Genomic DNA, 17873 nt, shown 5'->3' with positions numbered 1-17873 from the left:
CGCACTAACGATAAAAAATAGCATATGCTATTCTTTTGATCGCGGAAGTTTAATTTGTTTATTTTCTCTAGATTCTTTGTATAAAACGATTGTACTTCCAATTACTTGAACGATTTCAGCACGTGCGCCTTTTGCAAGTTCTTCTGCAACTTCACGACGATCGAATTCACAGTTTTGTAGCACACTTACTTTAAATAGTTCACGAACTTCTAAAGTATCTGCGATTTGTTTAATCATATTTTCATTTACTCCGCCTTTTCCTACTTGAAAAATTGGTGTTAAATGATGTGCTTGTGCACGTAAAAATCTTTTTTGTTTTCCTGTTAACATATATGTTAGCCTCCAAGCTTTCTTATAACTAATTGTTTCATTCTATCGATATTTGGTACACGCCCTGTCCACATTTCAAATGCAAGCGCACCTTGATAAACAAACATATCAATACCATTTTGAATCATTGCACCTTGCTCTTTTGCCTCACATAAAATTTTCGTTTCAAATGGATTATAAATTATATCTGATACAATCGTCCCTTTTTTTAACGAAGAAATTTGTAATGGCGTATGTTCAACGCGTGGATGCATACCTATTGTTGTCGTCTGAATGATAATATCATAATTCCCTTGTTCTTCCGTTGCTTTTTCTAGCGATAAAGCAACAGAATTAACAGTAGCCGTACATGCAGCAATAAGTTCTTTCGCCTTATCTACTGTACGATTAGCTACATCAATCTCTTTCACACCTACATCAGCAAGAGAAAAATAAATAGCTCGACTAGCACCACCTGCGCCAAGCAATAAAATACGTTTCTCCTGAAGTGGTTCACTACTAATTGACTGCAGCGCTCGGACAAAACCAATTCCATCTGTATTGTAGCCAATCAATTTCCCATCATTATGAACCACTGTATTTACTGCACCAATTTTTTTTGCTAGTGGGTCAATCTCATCCAAATAATCCATAATAGCAACTTTGTGCGGAGTTGTTACATTAAATCCTGAAATACCTAATGCTTTTAAACCTCTTACTGCTTCCCCTAGCACTTCCTCTTTAACAAGAAATGCATGATAATGGGCATCCATATTCAAGTGTTCAAATGCATCGTTATGCATAACGGGTGATAATGAATGTCCAATTGGATTTCCGATTACACCATATAATTGTTTCATAAATCCCTCTCCATATTAAATTAAAGATTTACGTAGCGAAACACTTACTCCTTTTGGTACGTGTGCAACAATTTTTGCTCCCGGTTCGTTTACCGTAACCCATCCTAATCCAGAGAATACAACATCCGTTTTTGGTTCACGAATATTAAATTCGTATTTCACTAACTCTGGCATATTTTCTAATTCTTCTGGTGTTGGCGGGCTTAGTAAATCCCCAGCATGATTTTTATACAATTCATCTGCTTTCTCAAGCTTTGTACGATGGATTGTTAAACGATTCGAGAAGTGACAAGTAAATGCACGACGACCACCACTTACATAATCAAAACGTGCCAATCCACTGAAGAATAATGTTTGTTCTTCATTTAATTGGAACACCATTGGCTTAATTTCTTTTGTTGGTGTAATAAGCTTTAAGCTTTCTTTTCCAACATAATGAGCCATTTGATGGTGGTTAATAATACCTGGCGTATCATATAAAGAGGATTCTTCGTCTAACGGAATATCAATTAAATCCAGTGTTGTTCCTGGGAAATGAGATGTTGTAATTACATTTTCAGTCTCATCACTAAATTCTTTAATCATACGATTAATAAATGTTGATTTTCCTACATTCGTACATCCAACAACGTAAACATCTTTTCCGCCGCGGTAATACTCAATAGCATCCGCCAGCTCAGCAATCCCTTGTCCCTTTGCTGCACTAATTAAAAAGACATCTTCTGGCTTTAATCCTAGCTGCTTTGCACTATAGCGCATCCAATGCTTTACTTTATCATGTTTTACTGACTTAGGAATTAAATCAGCTTTATTTCCAACAAGTAATACTTTATTATTTCCCACGAAACGATGTAAGCCAGGTAACCAGCTACCATTAAAATCAAAAATATCTACAATCTTAACTACTAATGCATCTGATTTTCCAATTCCGTTTAGAATACGTAGGAAGTCATCATCTGTTAATGATACATCTTGAATTTCGTTGTAATGCTTCAAGCGAAAACAGCGTTGACAAATTACTTGTTCTTTCTCTAAAGATGAGGCAGGAGCATATCCTACTTCATTTTTATCTTCTGTTTGAATTTCTACACCGCAACCAATACATTTAATTGTTTCAGTCAAACTTTATTCCTCCCAGTTAATTAAACCTTTTTTCTTCATATTTCTCATAATTCTTCGTTCAATTTTTCGATTAAAGCGCGTTACTAATCCGTCCGTTTGTGCTACCGGTACAACTAAAATCGTATGAAGTCCCACTCGGTTTCCACCTAACACATCCGTTAGTAACTGATCCCCAATTACTACAACTTCATCTGGCTGCAGGTGCATTTCTTGTATCGCACGCTTAAACGCGCGAACAAATGGCTTACGCGCACTATGAATAAATGGAATACCTAATGGATCAGCAAAGTCTTTCACACGTTGCTCATTATTATTTGAAACGACCGTTACTTGAATGCCTTGCTCTTTCATTTTCAAAAACCATTCTTCAAGTTGTGGCGTTGCATTTGGACGATCCCATTCAATTAACGTGTTATCTAAATCAGTAATGACACCTTTAATTCCACGTTTTTTCAAATCTTCTGGTTGAACATGATATACATTTTTCACATATTCATTTGGTAAAAATAGCTTCAATTTCTTTCACCTCTTTGAGGAGTTTTCATAAAAATTTTTCGACAACATATTTCGATATATGACCTGTGGATAAAATTGTACACATTTTCCACATTAATTTTTCAGCCAATTTGGAATTTACTAACAATCTATACACATTTTATCCACCTAGGTATGTGGATAACCACTCGTTTGTGACTGTCATATTTTTTTGGTACATTAAATGCAACAACGAATCAATCCTTAAATTATTAGGAGGTGACTCACCTTGAAAACAAAATATATGGAACAGTTATCTACTGAGTTACTCACTGAGTCTTATTATAAAGCAAAAGAACTAAAATTAAATCCCGACTTCATTTTACTTATAAAACAAGAAATGATTAGACGCTCATTAGAGGACAAGCTTGTCAAATCGTCTTGATTACATATAAAGTGAAATTTTAATGAGCTACCTTGTAAAAAGAGCCATCCTGCGATGGCTCTCGAATAAACAAGTACTCCCATCTAGGGAATTTCATCATTAAGCATCTTTGTCCATAACTCTTGCTTACAGTTATAAAATGTTTTCTTTACTTATGAGCCGAACGAGTAGCAATTTTTTCACCAAGACGAAGCTCTTGTCCACTCTTCAAATTCTGCACTACTTCTATCATATCTTTTTCAAACAATAACACAACTGTTGAGCCAAATGTAAAGTATGCCATTTCTTCACCTTTTTGAACAGTACTTCTTTCATGCAACAGCTCAATACTATTGACAAACATAGCTCCTACTTTTACAAGTGCCATATGTTCACCGTCACTATTTACTTCTGTAACAGAGCGATAATTTTTTGATAATGGCTCTTTCCCGTATTCCATACCAGCTGCATTTACCGGATATGATTTTCTACCAAGTACAAACCTTTCAGTCACAGAACCAGAAAGCGGACTATGAATACGATGATAATGACTTGGGCTTAAATAAATAACTATGTATGTACCACCTGCATATCGCTTTGCACGTTCTTCATTACCTAGCATATCCACGATTGAATAACGCTTACCTTTAATATCAAATGTTTTTGTGTCCTCAATAGGACCGTGATCAGCAAAAACACCATCAACAGGACTAACGATACTCGATGCATCTGTATCAACACTACGCTTTCCTTCTTTTAGCTTACGCGTAAATAATTCATGCAATGTTCTATATTCCTTCAAACCCTTTTCCATCTCATCTTGGTTAATTTGAAAAACTTTCGCATACGATGGAATAATGATAGAACTCAAACGAGATTGTGCAAATTTACGTAATATATAAGAAGTAAAACGACCATTTGTAAGTTCGATCATAAGTCGATATAATGTACGTCGCAAATTGCGAAACCTCCTAATCAGTCTATAACTTTAGCTTCCCCTTCTTTTCCTTCTATATCATATGTAAAATTGGTTCTTATTCCCACATATCATATAGAACTGTTTCATTATACATGCGGAAAACTAAGTATGGTATTATTCTTAAATTGTTTAGCACCCTCTAATATTACAGATAGAATCCGTCATTTTCAACAGTGAACATAGATTTATTCTGAACACAACTCTTTTTCTTTCCTTATTTACAAAAAGAAAAGCAGCCCATTTTAAAATATGGCTGCTTGCAATGTACATTATTCTTTCGCTTTTTTCTCTTTCTCAGCTCTTACAAATTCATGGAACATTTTCATTAAAGCGCGCTTTTCAATTCTTGATACGTAGCTTCTGGAAATACCAAGTGCCTTCGCAATCTCTCGTTGCGTTTTCTCCTTATCAAGCCCCAGTCCAAAACGCTTCACGATTACTTCTTTCTCTCGTTCGTCTAAAATATCGATATACTCTTTAATCTTTTCTAACTCCATACTAAGCTGAATCATATCAATTACATCTTCAGACTCTGATTTTAATATATCAATAAGCGATATTTCATTCCCCTCTTTATCTTGCCCGATTGGATCATGAAGTGAAACGTCTTTTTTCGTTTTTTTCAGTACACGTAAATGCATCAAAATTTCATTTTCAATACAGCGTGCTGCATACGTCGCAAGTTTTGTTCCTTTTCCAGCCGAATAGCTCTCGATGGCTTTGATGAGCCCAATTGTACCAATTGAAATTAAATCTTCTGCATCTTCCCCTGTGTTTTCAAATTTTTTAACGATATGAGCTACAAGCCGTAAATTATGTTCAATTAACAGATTTCTCGCTTGAGCATCACCTTGCTCCATTAACTCTAAGTACTTTCTCTCATCGTCTGATGATAACGGCTGCGGAAACGCATTATTCTTCACATAAGAAACAAAGACAAACACTTCTCGAACCATATATCCAATTGCGGCGAATAGACTCAAACCTTTCACCTCCGCCAAAATAGTGGTCTTTATTATGTGTATGTGGGCGTGAGGTTGTTTGTGTCTGTACGATATAAATATGGAATCCTTAGCTTTTTGTCGAACGAAATAAGTCTTTCATACCTTGAATATTTTTTCCAATGTATTACAATATGTAAGATTCCAAAATTTTGAAAGAGGTGTTTTCATGCGATACGCTACATCAAAAATCAGAAACCTTGTAATACTCACATCATCATTTTTCTTACTTTCAGCTTGTGGACAACAAACGTCTCCTACAAAAACCGAGGCTACTAAACAAGATACTGCCGTATCAAAAGACAGTACAAAAACGGAAGATACCCAAAAAACTGAAGACAGTGCAAAAGCTGAGAACAACGCAAAAACCGAGAACAACGTAAAAACTGAGAGTAACACAAAAACTGAGAACAACACAAAAGCTGAAAACAACGCAAAAGCTGAGAACAACACAACAACTAAAAACAGCGCAAAAGCTGAGAACAACGCAAAAGCTGAGAACAGCACAACAACTAAAAACAATGCAAAAACTGAGAACAACACAAAAACTGAGAACAGCACAACAACTAAAAACAATGCAAAAACTGAGAACAACACAAAAACTGAAAATAATACGAAACCTGAAGCAGAATCTAAAAACACACAAAAAGAGCAACAACCAGCTAAGCAACCAAATAAACAAACTGATACTATTACATTCACAAGTGAAGATGCTATAAAAGTTCTAGAAAAAAGAATGGGAGCTCGCTCAAATGAAATTCGTTACGGCTCCAGCGAAGACAAACTAATTGGCACAATAAATGGTATTAAGCTATACGACGTATTATACGGACGCGAATCTCCTGAAAACTCTCGTGCGCTAAATTTTGCAGTGGGATCTGATGGAAACCTATATGATTGGTCAAAAGCTCAAGATGGTATTCTTCAACCACTTAACGGCAATTAATAAATGATTCTAAGAACATAGTAAAAGCCAATCGATACGTATCGATTGGCTTTTACTAATACTCACTCCAAATTTTCTCCCCAGTATGCGCATCAATATAACGAATTTCTCGACTACACTCGAAAGGTTCTTTATAATTTTCATCTGTCGTTTGTTTATACAATAATTTATATACCGTTTCTTCTGCATCATTATCTATGTCCCATTCTAAATTAACTCGGATGGCCTCTTTGTATATTTGTAACGCTTTTTCTTTTGTAACTTTTGGTGTTGTTTCATATGTAAGCAATTCTTTTATAAAATTGCTAGATTCTCCAGAGTAGTGCATCACAGCACCATTTTCTGTATTAATGTTGAGCATGATATATTTTCCCGCTACACAAAAGCCATTTACATATATCGAAAAGGAAAATCTCTCTACCCCCTCTTCCGATTCATAATCATAATCATCCCAAAGCTGAACATACTTTGTTGCGTTTGGAATAATTACCTCTAAAAATTGAAGTGCTTTTTCTAAACATTGCTCTCTTGATAATATTGATTTCCTGTCCTTCTCGTCCGTCCACATTAAACAGGAGATCAATTGATTTGTTTTTTTATCTACAGTAATTACAACGAATTTATCATGCTGCAACATAGGAAAATTCTTTTTATAGAACTCATTCATTGAATATGGATCCTTCACTTCTATTTCTTTTTGCACTGCTTCTTTCAATACAAATTTCATTTGGACTTCATACTCATCTTCTTTTTCATCTACTTTTATAAACTTTTCTACGTCCCAATCTAATAAATCGAAAACATCTTTTTTCTGCCTACTTTTTACCGTTTTTTCAACAGGTACTGTAGGAGCTAATTTATAGTGTTCCGGTTCAAATAAATCTTCTCCCGTACTGGCATCAATAAACGCATGGCTAGGTTCTGGCTCATATACAAGATGGTACCCGGTTCCTTCTTCTCCACTTTCATATTTACATGAAGAGAATGTCAAATCTACAAATACAAGTCTCATATCTTGTCTAGCTTTTAAATTCTCTAAAACGATGTTCTTCTCAACAATTTTATTTGGCCATAGCGGTTTTTCTTGTATAGCTTTTTTTCCATTATAATAAAAGTGGACAACTTCCCCTGAGGAATGAACGTGCACAATACAGCCTGTATTCGGCAATGGATAACCATTCACTTCTTGCATATAATTTACTTCTTTCCGACCACGCCTGTCGTCCTTAACCATTACATATGTATAAAATTCATATCCTTCTTTTGTATATTTTTTTAAGAATGCATTTGCAATCTCTCTTGCTTTATTCTCTCCTATCGCTTCCTTACCACTCGAAAAATATTTTTTATCATCTATACTAAATTCGATTAAATTACCAGTATGTCTATTCAGCGTAATTTGTATCGTTCTCTCCTCATCCTCTTTATGTTCCCACCATAATAGATGATATGGGTCATCCACACCTTCTTGATCATCTACGACAAGCCTATAATCATCTGGAATATCAATCATATGAGCCACTTACTCTTTTCTTTCTTTATCTTTTTGATTCACCATACCTCTCCTTTATTACAATTTAAGGTAATTATAACAAATAAAACTAAATGGCTATAAACAAAAAAGACTAGAGATATCTCTAGTCTTCTACTTCGTCTCACGATGTAGCGTTACTCGCTTTAATCGTGGACAATATTTTTTTAGTTCGATGCGCTCTGGATTGTTTCGTTTATTTTTTTTAGAAATATAATTACGATCACCGCACTCTGTACAAGCCAATGTAATATTTACACGCATATGTAATTCTCCTTTCTTTCAAAGACTGCAAACTAAAACGTAATGATTACGATTTATATGTTATATAACTTTATTCTATTTGTCAATTACAAAACAAAAGGGATCTAAATAGAACCCTTTTGTTTAAGTAATCTATACCTTTTTTAAAATGTTTCATATGTAACAAACTCACTAATCGGCTTTCGATATCCTCGTGGGCGAATTTTAGTAGTATCGCTTTTTCCTATCGTAATCATTAAAACAGGTACTACATGCCCCGGCATATTTAATTCACTTTGCACTGCTTTTTCATCGAAACCGATCATTGGGCACGTATCATAGCCGTAATATTTAGCTGCATACATAAAAGTCATCGCACTTAACGATGCATTTCTAATCGCTTCCTCTTCCATGAAGCGTTCTCCTTTTCCTTCATATAGCCCTTTCGTTTGCTTAATTGTATCTTCATATTCACATTCATCAATCATCTTTAAAACCTTCATACCAAAATAAATATTTTCGACATTTTGGTATGCTCTCTTATCACCACAAACAAGTATTACCGCAGATGCACTTGAAACTTTATATTGTCTGAAAGCTAACTCTTTTAATCTTTCTTTTCGCTCTTGATCACGAATTACAACATAATGTGTATGTTGCAAATTGTAACAAGATGGCGAAAGCTTTGTTAGCTCAAATATTTTTTTAAAATCCTCATCAGGGATTTCTATTCCTTGTACAAATTTCATTGCGGAACGTCTGGCAATTGCTAATTCTTCAAAGTTCACCGTATAGCCTCCTTAATAACCGCAAATTCAAATATACATCAATTTATATAATTAAATAAATCAAATGAAAACACTTTAAATTATGGATAATAATGATGCTTTACAAGAAAAAGACAAAAATCTGAAACAATTAGTTCATACGAAATTCACACGAATCTATTACTATAAGAATTGTACATAGTGAATTTATTAACAATCACGTTTATTCATATAGAATCTTACTCGAAAGGAGTTGAAAGTATGAAAACTAAATATCGTTTTATGATCTCATCATTTGCTGCTTGCGCTTATATGCTTTGGTATTTAGTATAACAACAACCTCACTTGTAAATAGGAAAAGGTGTGTATATAAATGGAATATAATCAATCAACAGTTAACTACTGGAAAGCTTTTGTACTACCGTATACATTTGCTTTAGAAGAGTTAAAAACTAAATTTGAAATTATGAACCGGGAAGCTCAATTTTTAGAGGATTACAACCCGTTTGAACATATAAAAACAAGATTAAAACAACCTGAAAGTATTATTAAAAAGCTTGAGCGTAAAAATTTATTACCGACAGTTGAGAATGCGCAAACGCATTTACAAGATATCATCGGCATTCGTATTACATGTTGCTTCGTAGAAGATATTTATCATTTAAAAGAAGTCATTCAAAAGCGTGAGGATATGGAAATCATAGAAGTAAAAGATTATATCGCTAATCCAAAGGGCAACGGATATAAAAGTTTACACATGATCATTAAGTATCCTTTATCACTGAATTCTGGTACAAAAGATGTCTTTGCAGAAATCCAGTTACGTACGCTAGCAATGGACTTTTGGGCAAGTTTAGAACATAAACTTTACTATAAATATGAAGGGAAAATACCTGAATATTTAAAAGATGAACTTCATGATGCGGCAATGAAGGCTGAAGATCTTGATAATAAAATGGCAACAATTCGCCAAGATATTGATGATATCGAAGCATGTTCAAATCAAATTATGTTACCACTATAAAAAAGGTTCTCTCCAATGAGAACCTTTTTTATTTCGCTATTTACGGGCAGTAAGCTCCCAAGTTTTACGTTATTTTTTTCCTATCGTGCGAACTTCTTCAATTTTCCATCCATCTTCTTCTTTTCCAAGCGCATACTGTACATTTTTCTGAAGAGTGACCTCCCCATCTATTTCCTTTTCCTTTGTTTCAACTACGACATATCCTGCTTTACTAGCTTTCATGTCTATATGTTCCAATTCAATTTTCTTATTTCCCTTTTGAAAAGCTGCTTCTTTTTGTGTTTTTAAGTCTTCAGCACTAGGCATCTTCTTTGAAAATAATTCCATATGTTCAGCCAGATTTTTTTCATTTGTCGTCCGTACAAATTTCTCCATAACATCTTGAATCGATTTCTCTTCTTCTTTCGTTATTTGTACCTTTTCCTCAATTTTTTTAGTAGTAGATTTTTGTTCTATATGATTCTCTTGAGATTGACATCCAGCGAGCAATAATATACCTACTAGCAAAGGTCCGATTCCCATGAAAAAAGATCTCATCTTTCCATCTCCTAAAAAGAAAAGTGAGGCATTTCGCCTCACTTTCATTTATAATTAGCGTCTTCCTTTATTCGGATCGCCACCGCCAACAATATCAAAGACACGTTTAGCGATATTTGTATTCTCTTGAACGCCAGAGAACAAGTATTTACCTGGGCCAAATGCATATACGTTTACATCTTCCCCTGTATGTCCACCTGTCGTCCATCCTGTAACCGAACGTTTATTGAAAATATCCTCAATCGTATTATCAATCTTTGTTACATCTTTTGAAGGAGCTATATCATTTACCGCTTTAATTTCTTCTGGTGTTAATTGTAAATCAATATATTTTTTCAATGTTTCTTCTACATTTGCACCTTTTGCAATCTCATTTGCCATGAAGTCTGGTGTGCGTTTTGCAGCTTTAATTGGATCTACTTTAAAGTTATACTCACCATTTGCACCTAAAGATAATCCGCCAGTAGCGTGGTCCGCCGTTGCAACGACTAACGTATTTTTATCTTTTTTCGCAAACTCAATCGCTGCTTTAAATGCTTTTTCAAAGTCTTCCATTTCACTCATTGCACCAACGATATCATTATCGTGTCCAGCCCAGTCAATTTGGCTTCCTTCAACCATTAAGAAGAAACCATTTTTATTTTTGTTCAAACGCTCAATTGCTGCATTTGTCATTTCTTCTAATGAAGGTGTCTTCTCATTACGATCAATCATTTTATCTAATCCACCTGGTGCAAATAAACCAAGAATTTGATCATTTTTATCATTTAACAATTGATCTCGATCTGTTACGTAGCTATAACCAGATTTCTTAAACTCTTCTGTAAGATTACGATCTTTTCTAACAAAGTTTTTTACGCCGCCGCCAAGCATAACATCTACTTTATGCTTCCCTTTAATTTTCTCATCAAAATAATCATTTGCAATTGCATCCATATTTTTACGACTAATGTCATGCGCACCGAAAGCAGCTGGTGTTGCATGTGTAATTTCAGAAGTAGCAACGAGTCCCGTTGATTTCCCTTTTTCTTTCGCTTGTTCAAGTACAGTTTTCACTTCTGCTTTATCATTATCAACTGCAATTGCTGCATTATATGTTTTAATTCCTGCTGACATAGCTGTTGCTGCAGATGCAGAGTCTGTAATATTTTCATGTTCATCTTCCGGATATGTCTTTTGCGTTCCTACAAGATGCTTATCAAATTCTGTAGATTCCATCTCAAAAGTTTTTGGATTATCTTTCATATAACGGTGAGCCGTCATATATGAAGGTCCCATACCATCCCCAATTAATACGATGACATTTTTAATCTTTGCATTGCTTCCGTTCTCATCTGCATTAACCTCACTAGAACGAGTAAAATTCCATGTTGCTACCGAAGTAACTGCTAACGACGCCACAACTGCAAATGGCCATGCTTTTTTTACAAACTTTTTCACTATATTGTCCCCCTAATTAGGTTATTCATTTCCCACTATCAAATTTAATAGAAGACTATTAAGAGAAAATTAGTTATATGTAAATTTTTTGTTAACTTATGTAAATATCAGTTATAATTTGTATAACTTTGTCCTTTCATAGCAACCTCCTTCCCCTTTACAATCAAAATATAAATAAGTTGGATTTCATTTAAAGTAAATCTCTTATTTAACATTTTCAATCTACTTTTATGAAAATTAATAGAAAAGTGGTGAGCATTTATGAAAACAATAAAGCTAGATGAAACTTTTATTTTTGATTTACTCGACCTTTGCAAATCTATTGGATGGTTACAAGATAAAGCATTTATGAAAAAACAATTTGAAATGTATCTCTCTCTCGGCACACTTATCGGTTATATGCATGAAAATAAACTGATTGCAGCTGGAGGAGTATTTCCTTTTAAAGATAGTTTTTCTACTATTGGCATGTTAATCGTTCATCCTAATTTTCAAGGCCGAGGCATCGGGCGTATTTTGCTAAATCGTTGCTTAGAACACACTCTCCCAAAACAACCAATTGCACTTATTGCAACAAAAGCTGGCGAGCCTCTTTATACATCATGCGAATTTCAAACAGTAACGACGATTCATCGTTTTGAAAAACAAACTACTAAGACACATATTTCTCATACACAACAAGTGACAGAACCCGATCTTGTATCACTTATTTCTCTCGATCAAATTACAACTGGTGCGAATCGTTCTTTACTTTATTCATTACTATTACCAAGAACGAGCCACTCTTTTAAAATTGAGAGAAATAACTGTGTAGAAGCTTTTTCCTTATGTATACAAAAAGGTAATATATTATGCGTCAATCCGCTTATCGCAAAACAAGAGAAGGATGCTATTCAATTAATCAAGAAGATCTGTGAATATTGGAATGGCACAGTAAGGATTGATGTCCCACATTCACAATTTTCATTTCGCAAATTTCTTCAAACAGAAAATTTCCAAGAAACGCTCCTTTCACCTCTTATGATGAAAAATGGTAGCCAACTTCCTGGAAATCGTAATATGCTATTTGCTATGATAGACACAGCGTTATGTTAGAAAGGGGACACCTAATTGAAGCGATTTAGCTATTTTATGGTAGGTTGTCTTACTCTTACACTATTAGTAGGATGTAGTGCAGCAGAAAAGCCAGTAGAACAAGTAAAACAAGTAAAAAATACACTTACAGCGAAGCTAGCTACCGAGGAAAAAATGGTAGAAATAGATGGTCAAACCATTTACTTTAAAAAGATTGGTAATGAAAAACCACCTTTACTTATGATCCATGGATTTGGAGGATCGTCAGATGGTTTTCAAAAAATTTACTCAGACTTAGCAAAAGATCATACAATTATTTCTGTAGATGCTTTAGGATTCGGGCGCTCATCTAAGCCAATGGATTTTCACTATTCTTTCCCAACCCATGCAAATTTGTATTATAAACTAATGAAAAAACTAGGTTATGATTCGTTTGCAATACTGGGACACTCAATGGGCGGAGAAATTTCTCTTAATTTAACGTATTTATATCCTGAAGCCGTTACCCACCTTATTTTAACCGACGCTACAGGCGGCCCTCATACATTCGTTAATAAACAAGGTTCATCAAAACCACAGTTATCGACTGATTTAAATACCGTTTCTACTATTGCAGATTATGATGAGAGCAAAGTGAAATCCAAGCGTAATGATGAAGAGCATTACAATAAAATGAAATTATGGCCTAGACGTCTTCAAATCAATGCAAATGAAATTAAACAACCAACCTTAATTATATGGGGAAGAAATGATAGTAGCGTTTCTTGGAAAGAAGGAGAAACGTATCATCAATTCTTAAAAAATAGTACTTTCCATATTATCGAAAAAGGTTATCATGCACCATTTCGTCAAGAGCCACAAGAATTTGTAGGGTATGTAAAAGACTTCTTTAAGAACAATAAAGTTGAAAAATAAAATAAGCGGGTATCTCATTTTGAGATACCCGCTTTCATATATTAAGCAGCTTGCTTTTGGCGTTTTTGAGTTTTTGATCCTAATACTTTCGGAATAACGAAACCATCTATTCCAAATTTACCAGCGTTCATACCAGAGACTAGAACAAACATTGATAGGATAACCATTTCAGGGTTTACACCAATTGACCCACTAAACATATAGGAAAAGTTCATTAAAAGACCGAAAAAGACCGCTGTTTTTGTTAAACAGCCTACAATTAAACCAATCCCGACTAAAATCTCTCCCCACATTACAAGTGTATTAAATAGATCAACGTTTGGAATTGCGAAGTCTTGTAAAAATGATGCCCACCAAGATTGAACAGCCGGTTGTGCTCCTTTAGATTTTTCAATTGCACCTTCTAAATAACCAGTTGCATCGAATCCTTTTCCTTGTAGTTTACCGATTCCAGCCATTAACCATGTGTAACCAAGATACACTCGAATTATTGCCAACACAAAAGAAACTGCTTTGTTTTCTCTTAAAAATTGAATAACCATATCTTCCTCCTAAAGTTGTAATTAAGTTAGTTACAGATAATATAATAACATTAGTTACTTATTTTTAAAACGTTAATTATGAATAATTCGTGACATGTGTATGAAACATTAAAAACTAACGTTTATATAGTAACTTTTTTTACCTATAAAAACTTGAACATATCATACCATAGGTGATAATCATTTTCATTGAAGAAAATGTAAAAAAAATGTGAGTTAAATGTGAAACGCCTATATTCGAATATAGAATAAAGGCGTTTTTCACTATTTATAGAATTGAAATGTATGTGTCTCCTCATCGATTAATTTCGCCTCTTGAAAAGCATCTTCTAACGTTTTTTCATGGTTAATAAGCCCATAAAATAAGCGTATTGTAAGCATAAGTGCTGCATTCCCATCTACATAATCTATCGATCCAATATACGATTTCGCCCCACTACGTAAGAAAGATTCTGCTAGTTTTCTCTCCCCTAACGTACACCCACTATTTACAATATGTGTATTATGCAATTTTGCATATTTATAAATTTCTGCTGCACCAAAGTATCCCCTCGGTTCATCTTGTTCATATATATCTTCACCTAACTCTTCCATGACAAACTTTCCTTCCTCACCATGAAAGCAAAAAATAACATAATCGATATCGTTATATAAACCCTTTCCAGAAAGAATATTAATGAACTCTCTCGGTCTACCAATCCAGTATGTTACAACTTTTGCCCCAAAATATTCAAGCGATGCTCGGATTGATTGCGCCTCTAAATCCGAATTAAAACCAACTACTAATGCAACATTCAACATACACCCTCCATCCTATCATTAGATCTCATCCATCAAACTTTTAAGCGATAGATCCATTTCATATATACCCGTTTCTTGCAAAAAATCAGATCTAGTTAAAACGACTTTCTGTACATATTGCCGATACGCTGTAATTGTCCCGTCGTGAGATACAATACAAATCCTTTCAGCACCTAGCTCATAACACCAAAGAAGAAATTCATCTACTATTTGCTGACATCTATTCTCTGAAACAGTATTTATACCTTCCGTCCATAACTGCTTATTTGTATTTTTCTCTATCGAAAAATGTGGAAATAAATTTGTTATCATTCCCTGATCTACTATGTGATCACATGGCAATGTTTTCGCTCCATCTCGATAAGGAAAAATACGTGGGGATACATATGGATGGACGATTGTTTGACAAGATACTTTCGCACTCCATATTGCCGCCGTTTGTAAAGTTCTAAGTGTAGGGCTAGCAATTAATATATCCGTTTCTTGCAATGGCACATTGCATTGAAGTAATTTAGCCTGACTCTTTCCCTCATCCGTTAATGATGGATGCAACACTTGTAAACTTGACGGCAAATCTTTTGTATGTTCACCTTCACCGTGCCGAACAAAGATTAATTTCATAATCACCCTCCTCTCGCTATGAAATCCTCCTACATATTTCTTCCCTATATCATCCTTTATTCCTTCTATATGAAAAATCGCGATGTAAAAAATATTTGACACAATAAATTGGAAAACATTACAATTGTATATGTAAAATACTTTTTACAAGAAAGAGGGGAATCACAAATATGAAATGGATAACCATCTTAATTGGAATGATTATATGGGGATATATAAACGGATTTTTTAGTAGTGATAAAACTGCTAATCCTTGGATTACAGATGATGAACGTGAAACAAAAATTAAACAGAAAGCAATTACAGCAAGCTGGTCTGGTGTTTTTATATTTTGTACCATTAACCTCTTAAACAAATGGTTAGGTGTAGGAACAAGCAATACATCACCTTACTTACCGTCTTCTGTCGCAACTATTTTAAAAGAAAATGTAGAGTTACAAATTTTATTTATGCTATTTATTACGTATGGCATATTTTACGTATATTATCGAAGAAAACTAAGTGCTTAACTTTTATCTCATGATTATCCGCCTAAATGGTTATAGTAATTAGGACGAAATGAAAGGAGCGATATAAAAATGAGTAACTCGAATGACTTTTTAGATACACTACATGAAAAACAAGCAAAAGATGAACAAAACAGAAAGCGTCAGGGGAACGGAAACCCCGCAAAAAAAAAGCCAAATAAAACACATAAATAACAATAAAAAACGTGCCTAAAATTATCTTTTAGGCACGTTTTTTATTCTTCTTTTACCGAGATGACATTTTCCCAGTTCCATTTCTCATAATACCATTCTGGTACATCTATATTTTCAATCCACTTCTTTTCCTGTTTTCCATCACTATCGGAAACCCATACATTGGCTTTCTTACGGTCTGAACGTATCCATATTAATTGATTGTTCTTCTTCATAAAGATGGGATGATAGTCACCTTGCTTATGAGGTGGCTTTGTGATTTGATGTTGTTCGTCGCTTGTACTATCGATCTCATATAAAGATGGTAGTGGCCTTTTTTCTGGCGGAGTTTCTATCCCTGCCTCTTTTGCTCGTGAAACGATTATTACTTTATCATTCTTCCATGCAAAATCCCAATCGACATATCCTTTCGGCGTAAATGTATTCTGCTGAAGTGCTGGCAGTTCTTTTACTTTTAAATGTTTATTCTCTAACGCAACTCTCCCGCTCCCTTCAATATAAGCTAATATATTGTTGGATGGCGCCCATTTGAACCATTGTGGGTTTAATAACATTTGATCTACCTTTTCAAATCGACTTCCATCTGCTCGAACTAAGCAAAGCGTATTACTATCAGCTGACCATGAAGCTGTCGGTACCGCTAAAAATGAAATCCACCTTTGATCTGGTGACCACTCAAACCCACTTGCAACTAGCGCTAGAAAATCATCATGTTCATTTGGTAATGCATACAAATGCTTCATTTTGTGAGGATTCATATGTGCATCTTTTTGCACTTCATATAGCTGAGCTCCTGTCCACCCTGTTGGAATTAAGTGTGCTTCAGAGGATACAAGAAACTTCTTTCCATCAGGGTACCATGCATAATCACCTACACCAGCCGATACATTTTCAAAATCTGTATTCTTTTTTTTGACATCAAACGTATTTAATGTATTCGCAAATACAAATGCAATTATATTCTCTTTCGGTGACCATTGATAATTCGATACTTCAGATTGCAATGGCCTAACTTTCTTTCCATCTTCCAGTTGGTACAACTCCAAGGTGTTTTGCTTCTTTCCTTTAGCATAGGCAAGCCATTTTCCATCATAGGACCATTTCGGCCCTGTTATGTACTCACCTTTTGTTATTTGTTTTTCTTTCCCATCAATTTTAATCCAAAGGTCATGATGACGAATAAAAGCAACTTTCACCCCATTATGTTCCGCACTAGTACTAAAAATTGAAAATAAAAAAATAAACAAAACCACACTACTACTCACGATATTTTTTTTCATACGTCCCTCCATTTTTCTTATAGCATTCCTCATATTCCGCTTACTATATCCTAATTTCGCTCCATATTAATTGCACAATTGTTGTGGATTTATACTCAGTAAGGATGTGCTTCCCCCACTGTGGATGAGCCATTCGACATAATTCCAAAAAATTTCCCAAGAAATTTTTAATTCAAAGAGGATTGGTATGAATTATGTCGGAAGTATAGTTTAGCCAACATTCGATTTTATATTTCAGAACAAAAATGCAAGATAACTTTTCGGAATATTAGCACTTTTTAT

Annotated in this window: 22 protein-coding genes; 7 read left to right on the top strand and 15 right to left on the bottom strand. The window is 34.5% G+C overall.

The annotated features are described in order from the left end of the window. Positions 1-27: 27 nt before the first annotated feature. From yhbY to MNO09_RS08105, 4 genes are read right to left on the bottom strand one after another with little or no spacing between them, the layout of a single operon-like run. A complete protein-coding gene (gene yhbY / locus MNO09_RS08120) occupies positions 28-330 on the bottom strand; it encodes a ribosome assembly RNA-binding protein YhbY (protein ID WP_000955225.1) in 303 nt (100 codons plus the stop codon). A 5-nt stretch (positions 331-335) separates the two neighbouring features. Beyond that, positions 336-1169: a shikimate dehydrogenase gene (gene aroE, locus MNO09_RS08115; RefSeq protein ID WP_000812085.1), complete on the bottom strand. Its 834-nt coding sequence runs from the start codon at positions 1167-1169 to the stop codon at positions 336-338. Positions 1170-1184: 15 nt separating this feature from the next. Further along, entirely contained in the window at positions 1185-2291 is a 1107-nt protein-coding gene (gene yqeH, locus MNO09_RS08110) for a ribosome biogenesis GTPase YqeH (protein ID WP_000140794.1), read from the bottom strand. Positions 2292-2294: 3 nt separating this feature from the next. Continuing rightward, a complete protein-coding gene (locus MNO09_RS08105; protein ID WP_000765308.1) occupies positions 2295-2807 on the bottom strand; it encodes a YqeG family HAD IIIA-type phosphatase in 513 nt (170 codons plus the stop codon). A gap of 247 nt (positions 2808-3054) precedes the next feature. Here MNO09_RS08105 and MNO09_RS08100 point away from each other — a divergent pair, with 247 nt between their 5' ends. After that, positions 3055-3210, top strand: coding sequence for a sporulation histidine kinase inhibitor Sda (locus MNO09_RS08100; protein WP_000853283.1), 156 nt, complete (start codon positions 3055-3057; stop codon positions 3208-3210). Positions 3211-3358: 148 nt separating this feature from the next. On the opposite strand, the gene MNO09_RS08095 is transcribed toward MNO09_RS08100, so the two are convergent. Both MNO09_RS08095 and sigK read right to left on the bottom strand, forming a co-directional pair. After that, entirely contained in the window at positions 3359-4147 is a 789-nt protein-coding gene (locus tag MNO09_RS08095) for a phosphatidylserine decarboxylase (RefSeq protein WP_001255006.1), read from the bottom strand. Positions 4148-4437: 290 nt separating this feature from the next. After that, positions 4438-5151, bottom strand: coding sequence for an RNA polymerase sporulation sigma factor SigK (sigK, locus tag MNO09_RS08090; RefSeq protein WP_000051382.1), 714 nt, complete (start codon positions 5149-5151; stop codon positions 4438-4440). Between the two features lie 187 nt (positions 5152-5338). Here sigK and MNO09_RS08085 point away from each other — a divergent pair, with 187 nt between their 5' ends. Further along, entirely contained in the window at positions 5339-6115 is a 777-nt protein-coding gene (locus MNO09_RS08085; protein WP_241950111.1) for a hypothetical protein, read from the top strand. 55 nt (positions 6116-6170) lie between these two features. On the opposite strand, the gene MNO09_RS08080 is transcribed toward MNO09_RS08085, so the two are convergent. The 3 genes from MNO09_RS08080 to MNO09_RS08070 form a co-directional block, all read right to left on the bottom strand. After that, on the bottom strand, positions 6171-7628 hold the full coding sequence (locus MNO09_RS08080) for a YcdB/YcdC domain-containing protein (protein WP_088107366.1): 1458 nt from the start codon (positions 7626-7628) through the stop codon (positions 6171-6173). Between the two features lie 132 nt (positions 7629-7760). Further along, positions 7761-7910: a 50S ribosomal protein L33 gene (gene rpmG, locus MNO09_RS08075; RefSeq protein ID WP_001265617.1), complete on the bottom strand. Its 150-nt coding sequence runs from the start codon at positions 7908-7910 to the stop codon at positions 7761-7763. Between the two features lie 143 nt (positions 7911-8053). Next, positions 8054-8677, bottom strand: a complete 624-nt coding sequence (locus tag MNO09_RS08070; RefSeq protein ID WP_001008509.1) for a nitroreductase family protein — start codon at positions 8675-8677, stop codon at positions 8054-8056. Positions 8678-9029: 352 nt separating this feature from the next. Between MNO09_RS08070 and MNO09_RS08065 the strand changes: the two genes are divergently transcribed. Continuing rightward, entirely contained in the window at positions 9030-9680 is a 651-nt protein-coding gene (locus tag MNO09_RS08065) for a GTP pyrophosphokinase (protein ID WP_000456213.1), read from the top strand. Between the two features lie 69 nt (positions 9681-9749). Here the strand turns inward: MNO09_RS08065 and MNO09_RS08060 are convergent, their stop codons facing one another. Both MNO09_RS08060 and MNO09_RS08055 read right to left on the bottom strand, forming a co-directional pair. Then, complete coding sequence (locus MNO09_RS08060) at positions 9750-10217, bottom strand: hypothetical protein (RefSeq protein ID WP_070169125.1); 468 nt, start codon at positions 10215-10217, stop codon at positions 9750-9752. Between the two features lie 54 nt (positions 10218-10271). After that, complete coding sequence (locus tag MNO09_RS08055; RefSeq protein ID WP_000714910.1) at positions 10272-11657, bottom strand: alkaline phosphatase; 1386 nt, start codon at positions 11655-11657, stop codon at positions 10272-10274. A 261-nt stretch (positions 11658-11918) separates the two neighbouring features. On the opposite strand from MNO09_RS08055, the gene MNO09_RS08050 reads away from it, so the two are divergent. Continuing rightward, complete coding sequence (locus MNO09_RS08050) at positions 11919-12752, top strand: GNAT family N-acetyltransferase (RefSeq protein ID WP_000848980.1); 834 nt, start codon at positions 11919-11921, stop codon at positions 12750-12752. Positions 12753-12767: 15 nt separating this feature from the next. Next, positions 12768-13646, top strand: coding sequence for an alpha/beta fold hydrolase (locus MNO09_RS08045; RefSeq protein WP_088107367.1), 879 nt, complete (start codon positions 12768-12770; stop codon positions 13644-13646). A gap of 41 nt (positions 13647-13687) precedes the next feature. On the opposite strand, the gene MNO09_RS08040 is transcribed toward MNO09_RS08045, so the two are convergent. The 3 genes from MNO09_RS08040 to MNO09_RS08030 form a co-directional block, all read right to left on the bottom strand. After that, the gene (locus tag MNO09_RS08040) at positions 13688-14188 is read right to left on the bottom strand and encodes a DoxX family protein (RefSeq protein ID WP_088107368.1); all 501 of its coding nucleotides are present in this window, start codon (positions 14186-14188) and stop codon (positions 13688-13690) included. A 264-nt stretch (positions 14189-14452) separates the two neighbouring features. Further along, entirely contained in the window at positions 14453-14989 is a 537-nt protein-coding gene (locus MNO09_RS08035) for a hypothetical protein (RefSeq protein WP_000935629.1), read from the bottom strand. A gap of 18 nt (positions 14990-15007) precedes the next feature. After that, positions 15008-15610 (bottom strand): histidine phosphatase family protein, encoded by a 603-nt coding sequence (locus tag MNO09_RS08030; RefSeq protein ID WP_078182761.1) that lies wholly within the window; start codon positions 15608-15610, stop codon positions 15008-15010. A gap of 170 nt (positions 15611-15780) precedes the next feature. Between MNO09_RS08030 and MNO09_RS08025 the strand changes: the two genes are divergently transcribed. Both MNO09_RS08025 and MNO09_RS08020 read left to right on the top strand, forming a co-directional pair. Then, positions 15781-16119, top strand: coding sequence for a phosphoglycerate mutase (locus MNO09_RS08025; protein ID WP_070169126.1), 339 nt, complete (start codon positions 15781-15783; stop codon positions 16117-16119). A gap of 69 nt (positions 16120-16188) precedes the next feature. Then, a complete protein-coding gene (locus tag MNO09_RS08020; protein WP_000071861.1) occupies positions 16189-16311 on the top strand; it encodes a DUF4023 domain-containing protein in 123 nt (40 codons plus the stop codon). Between the two features lie 41 nt (positions 16312-16352). Here MNO09_RS08020 and MNO09_RS08015 read toward each other — a convergent pair whose 3' ends face one another. Then, positions 16353-17591 (bottom strand): eIF2A-related protein, encoded by a 1239-nt coding sequence (locus tag MNO09_RS08015; RefSeq protein WP_088107369.1) that lies wholly within the window; start codon positions 17589-17591, stop codon positions 16353-16355. Positions 17592-17873: the final 282 nt, after the last annotated feature.

Origin of the sequence: Bacillus sp. N5-665, assembly GCF_022637375.2 — a bacterium.
Taxonomy (GTDB): domain Bacteria; phylum Bacillota; class Bacilli; order Bacillales; family Bacillaceae_G; genus Bacillus_A; species Bacillus_A wiedmannii.
The sequence above is the reverse complement of the archived record's forward strand: the minus strand, read 5'-3'. Positions and strand labels throughout refer to the sequence as shown.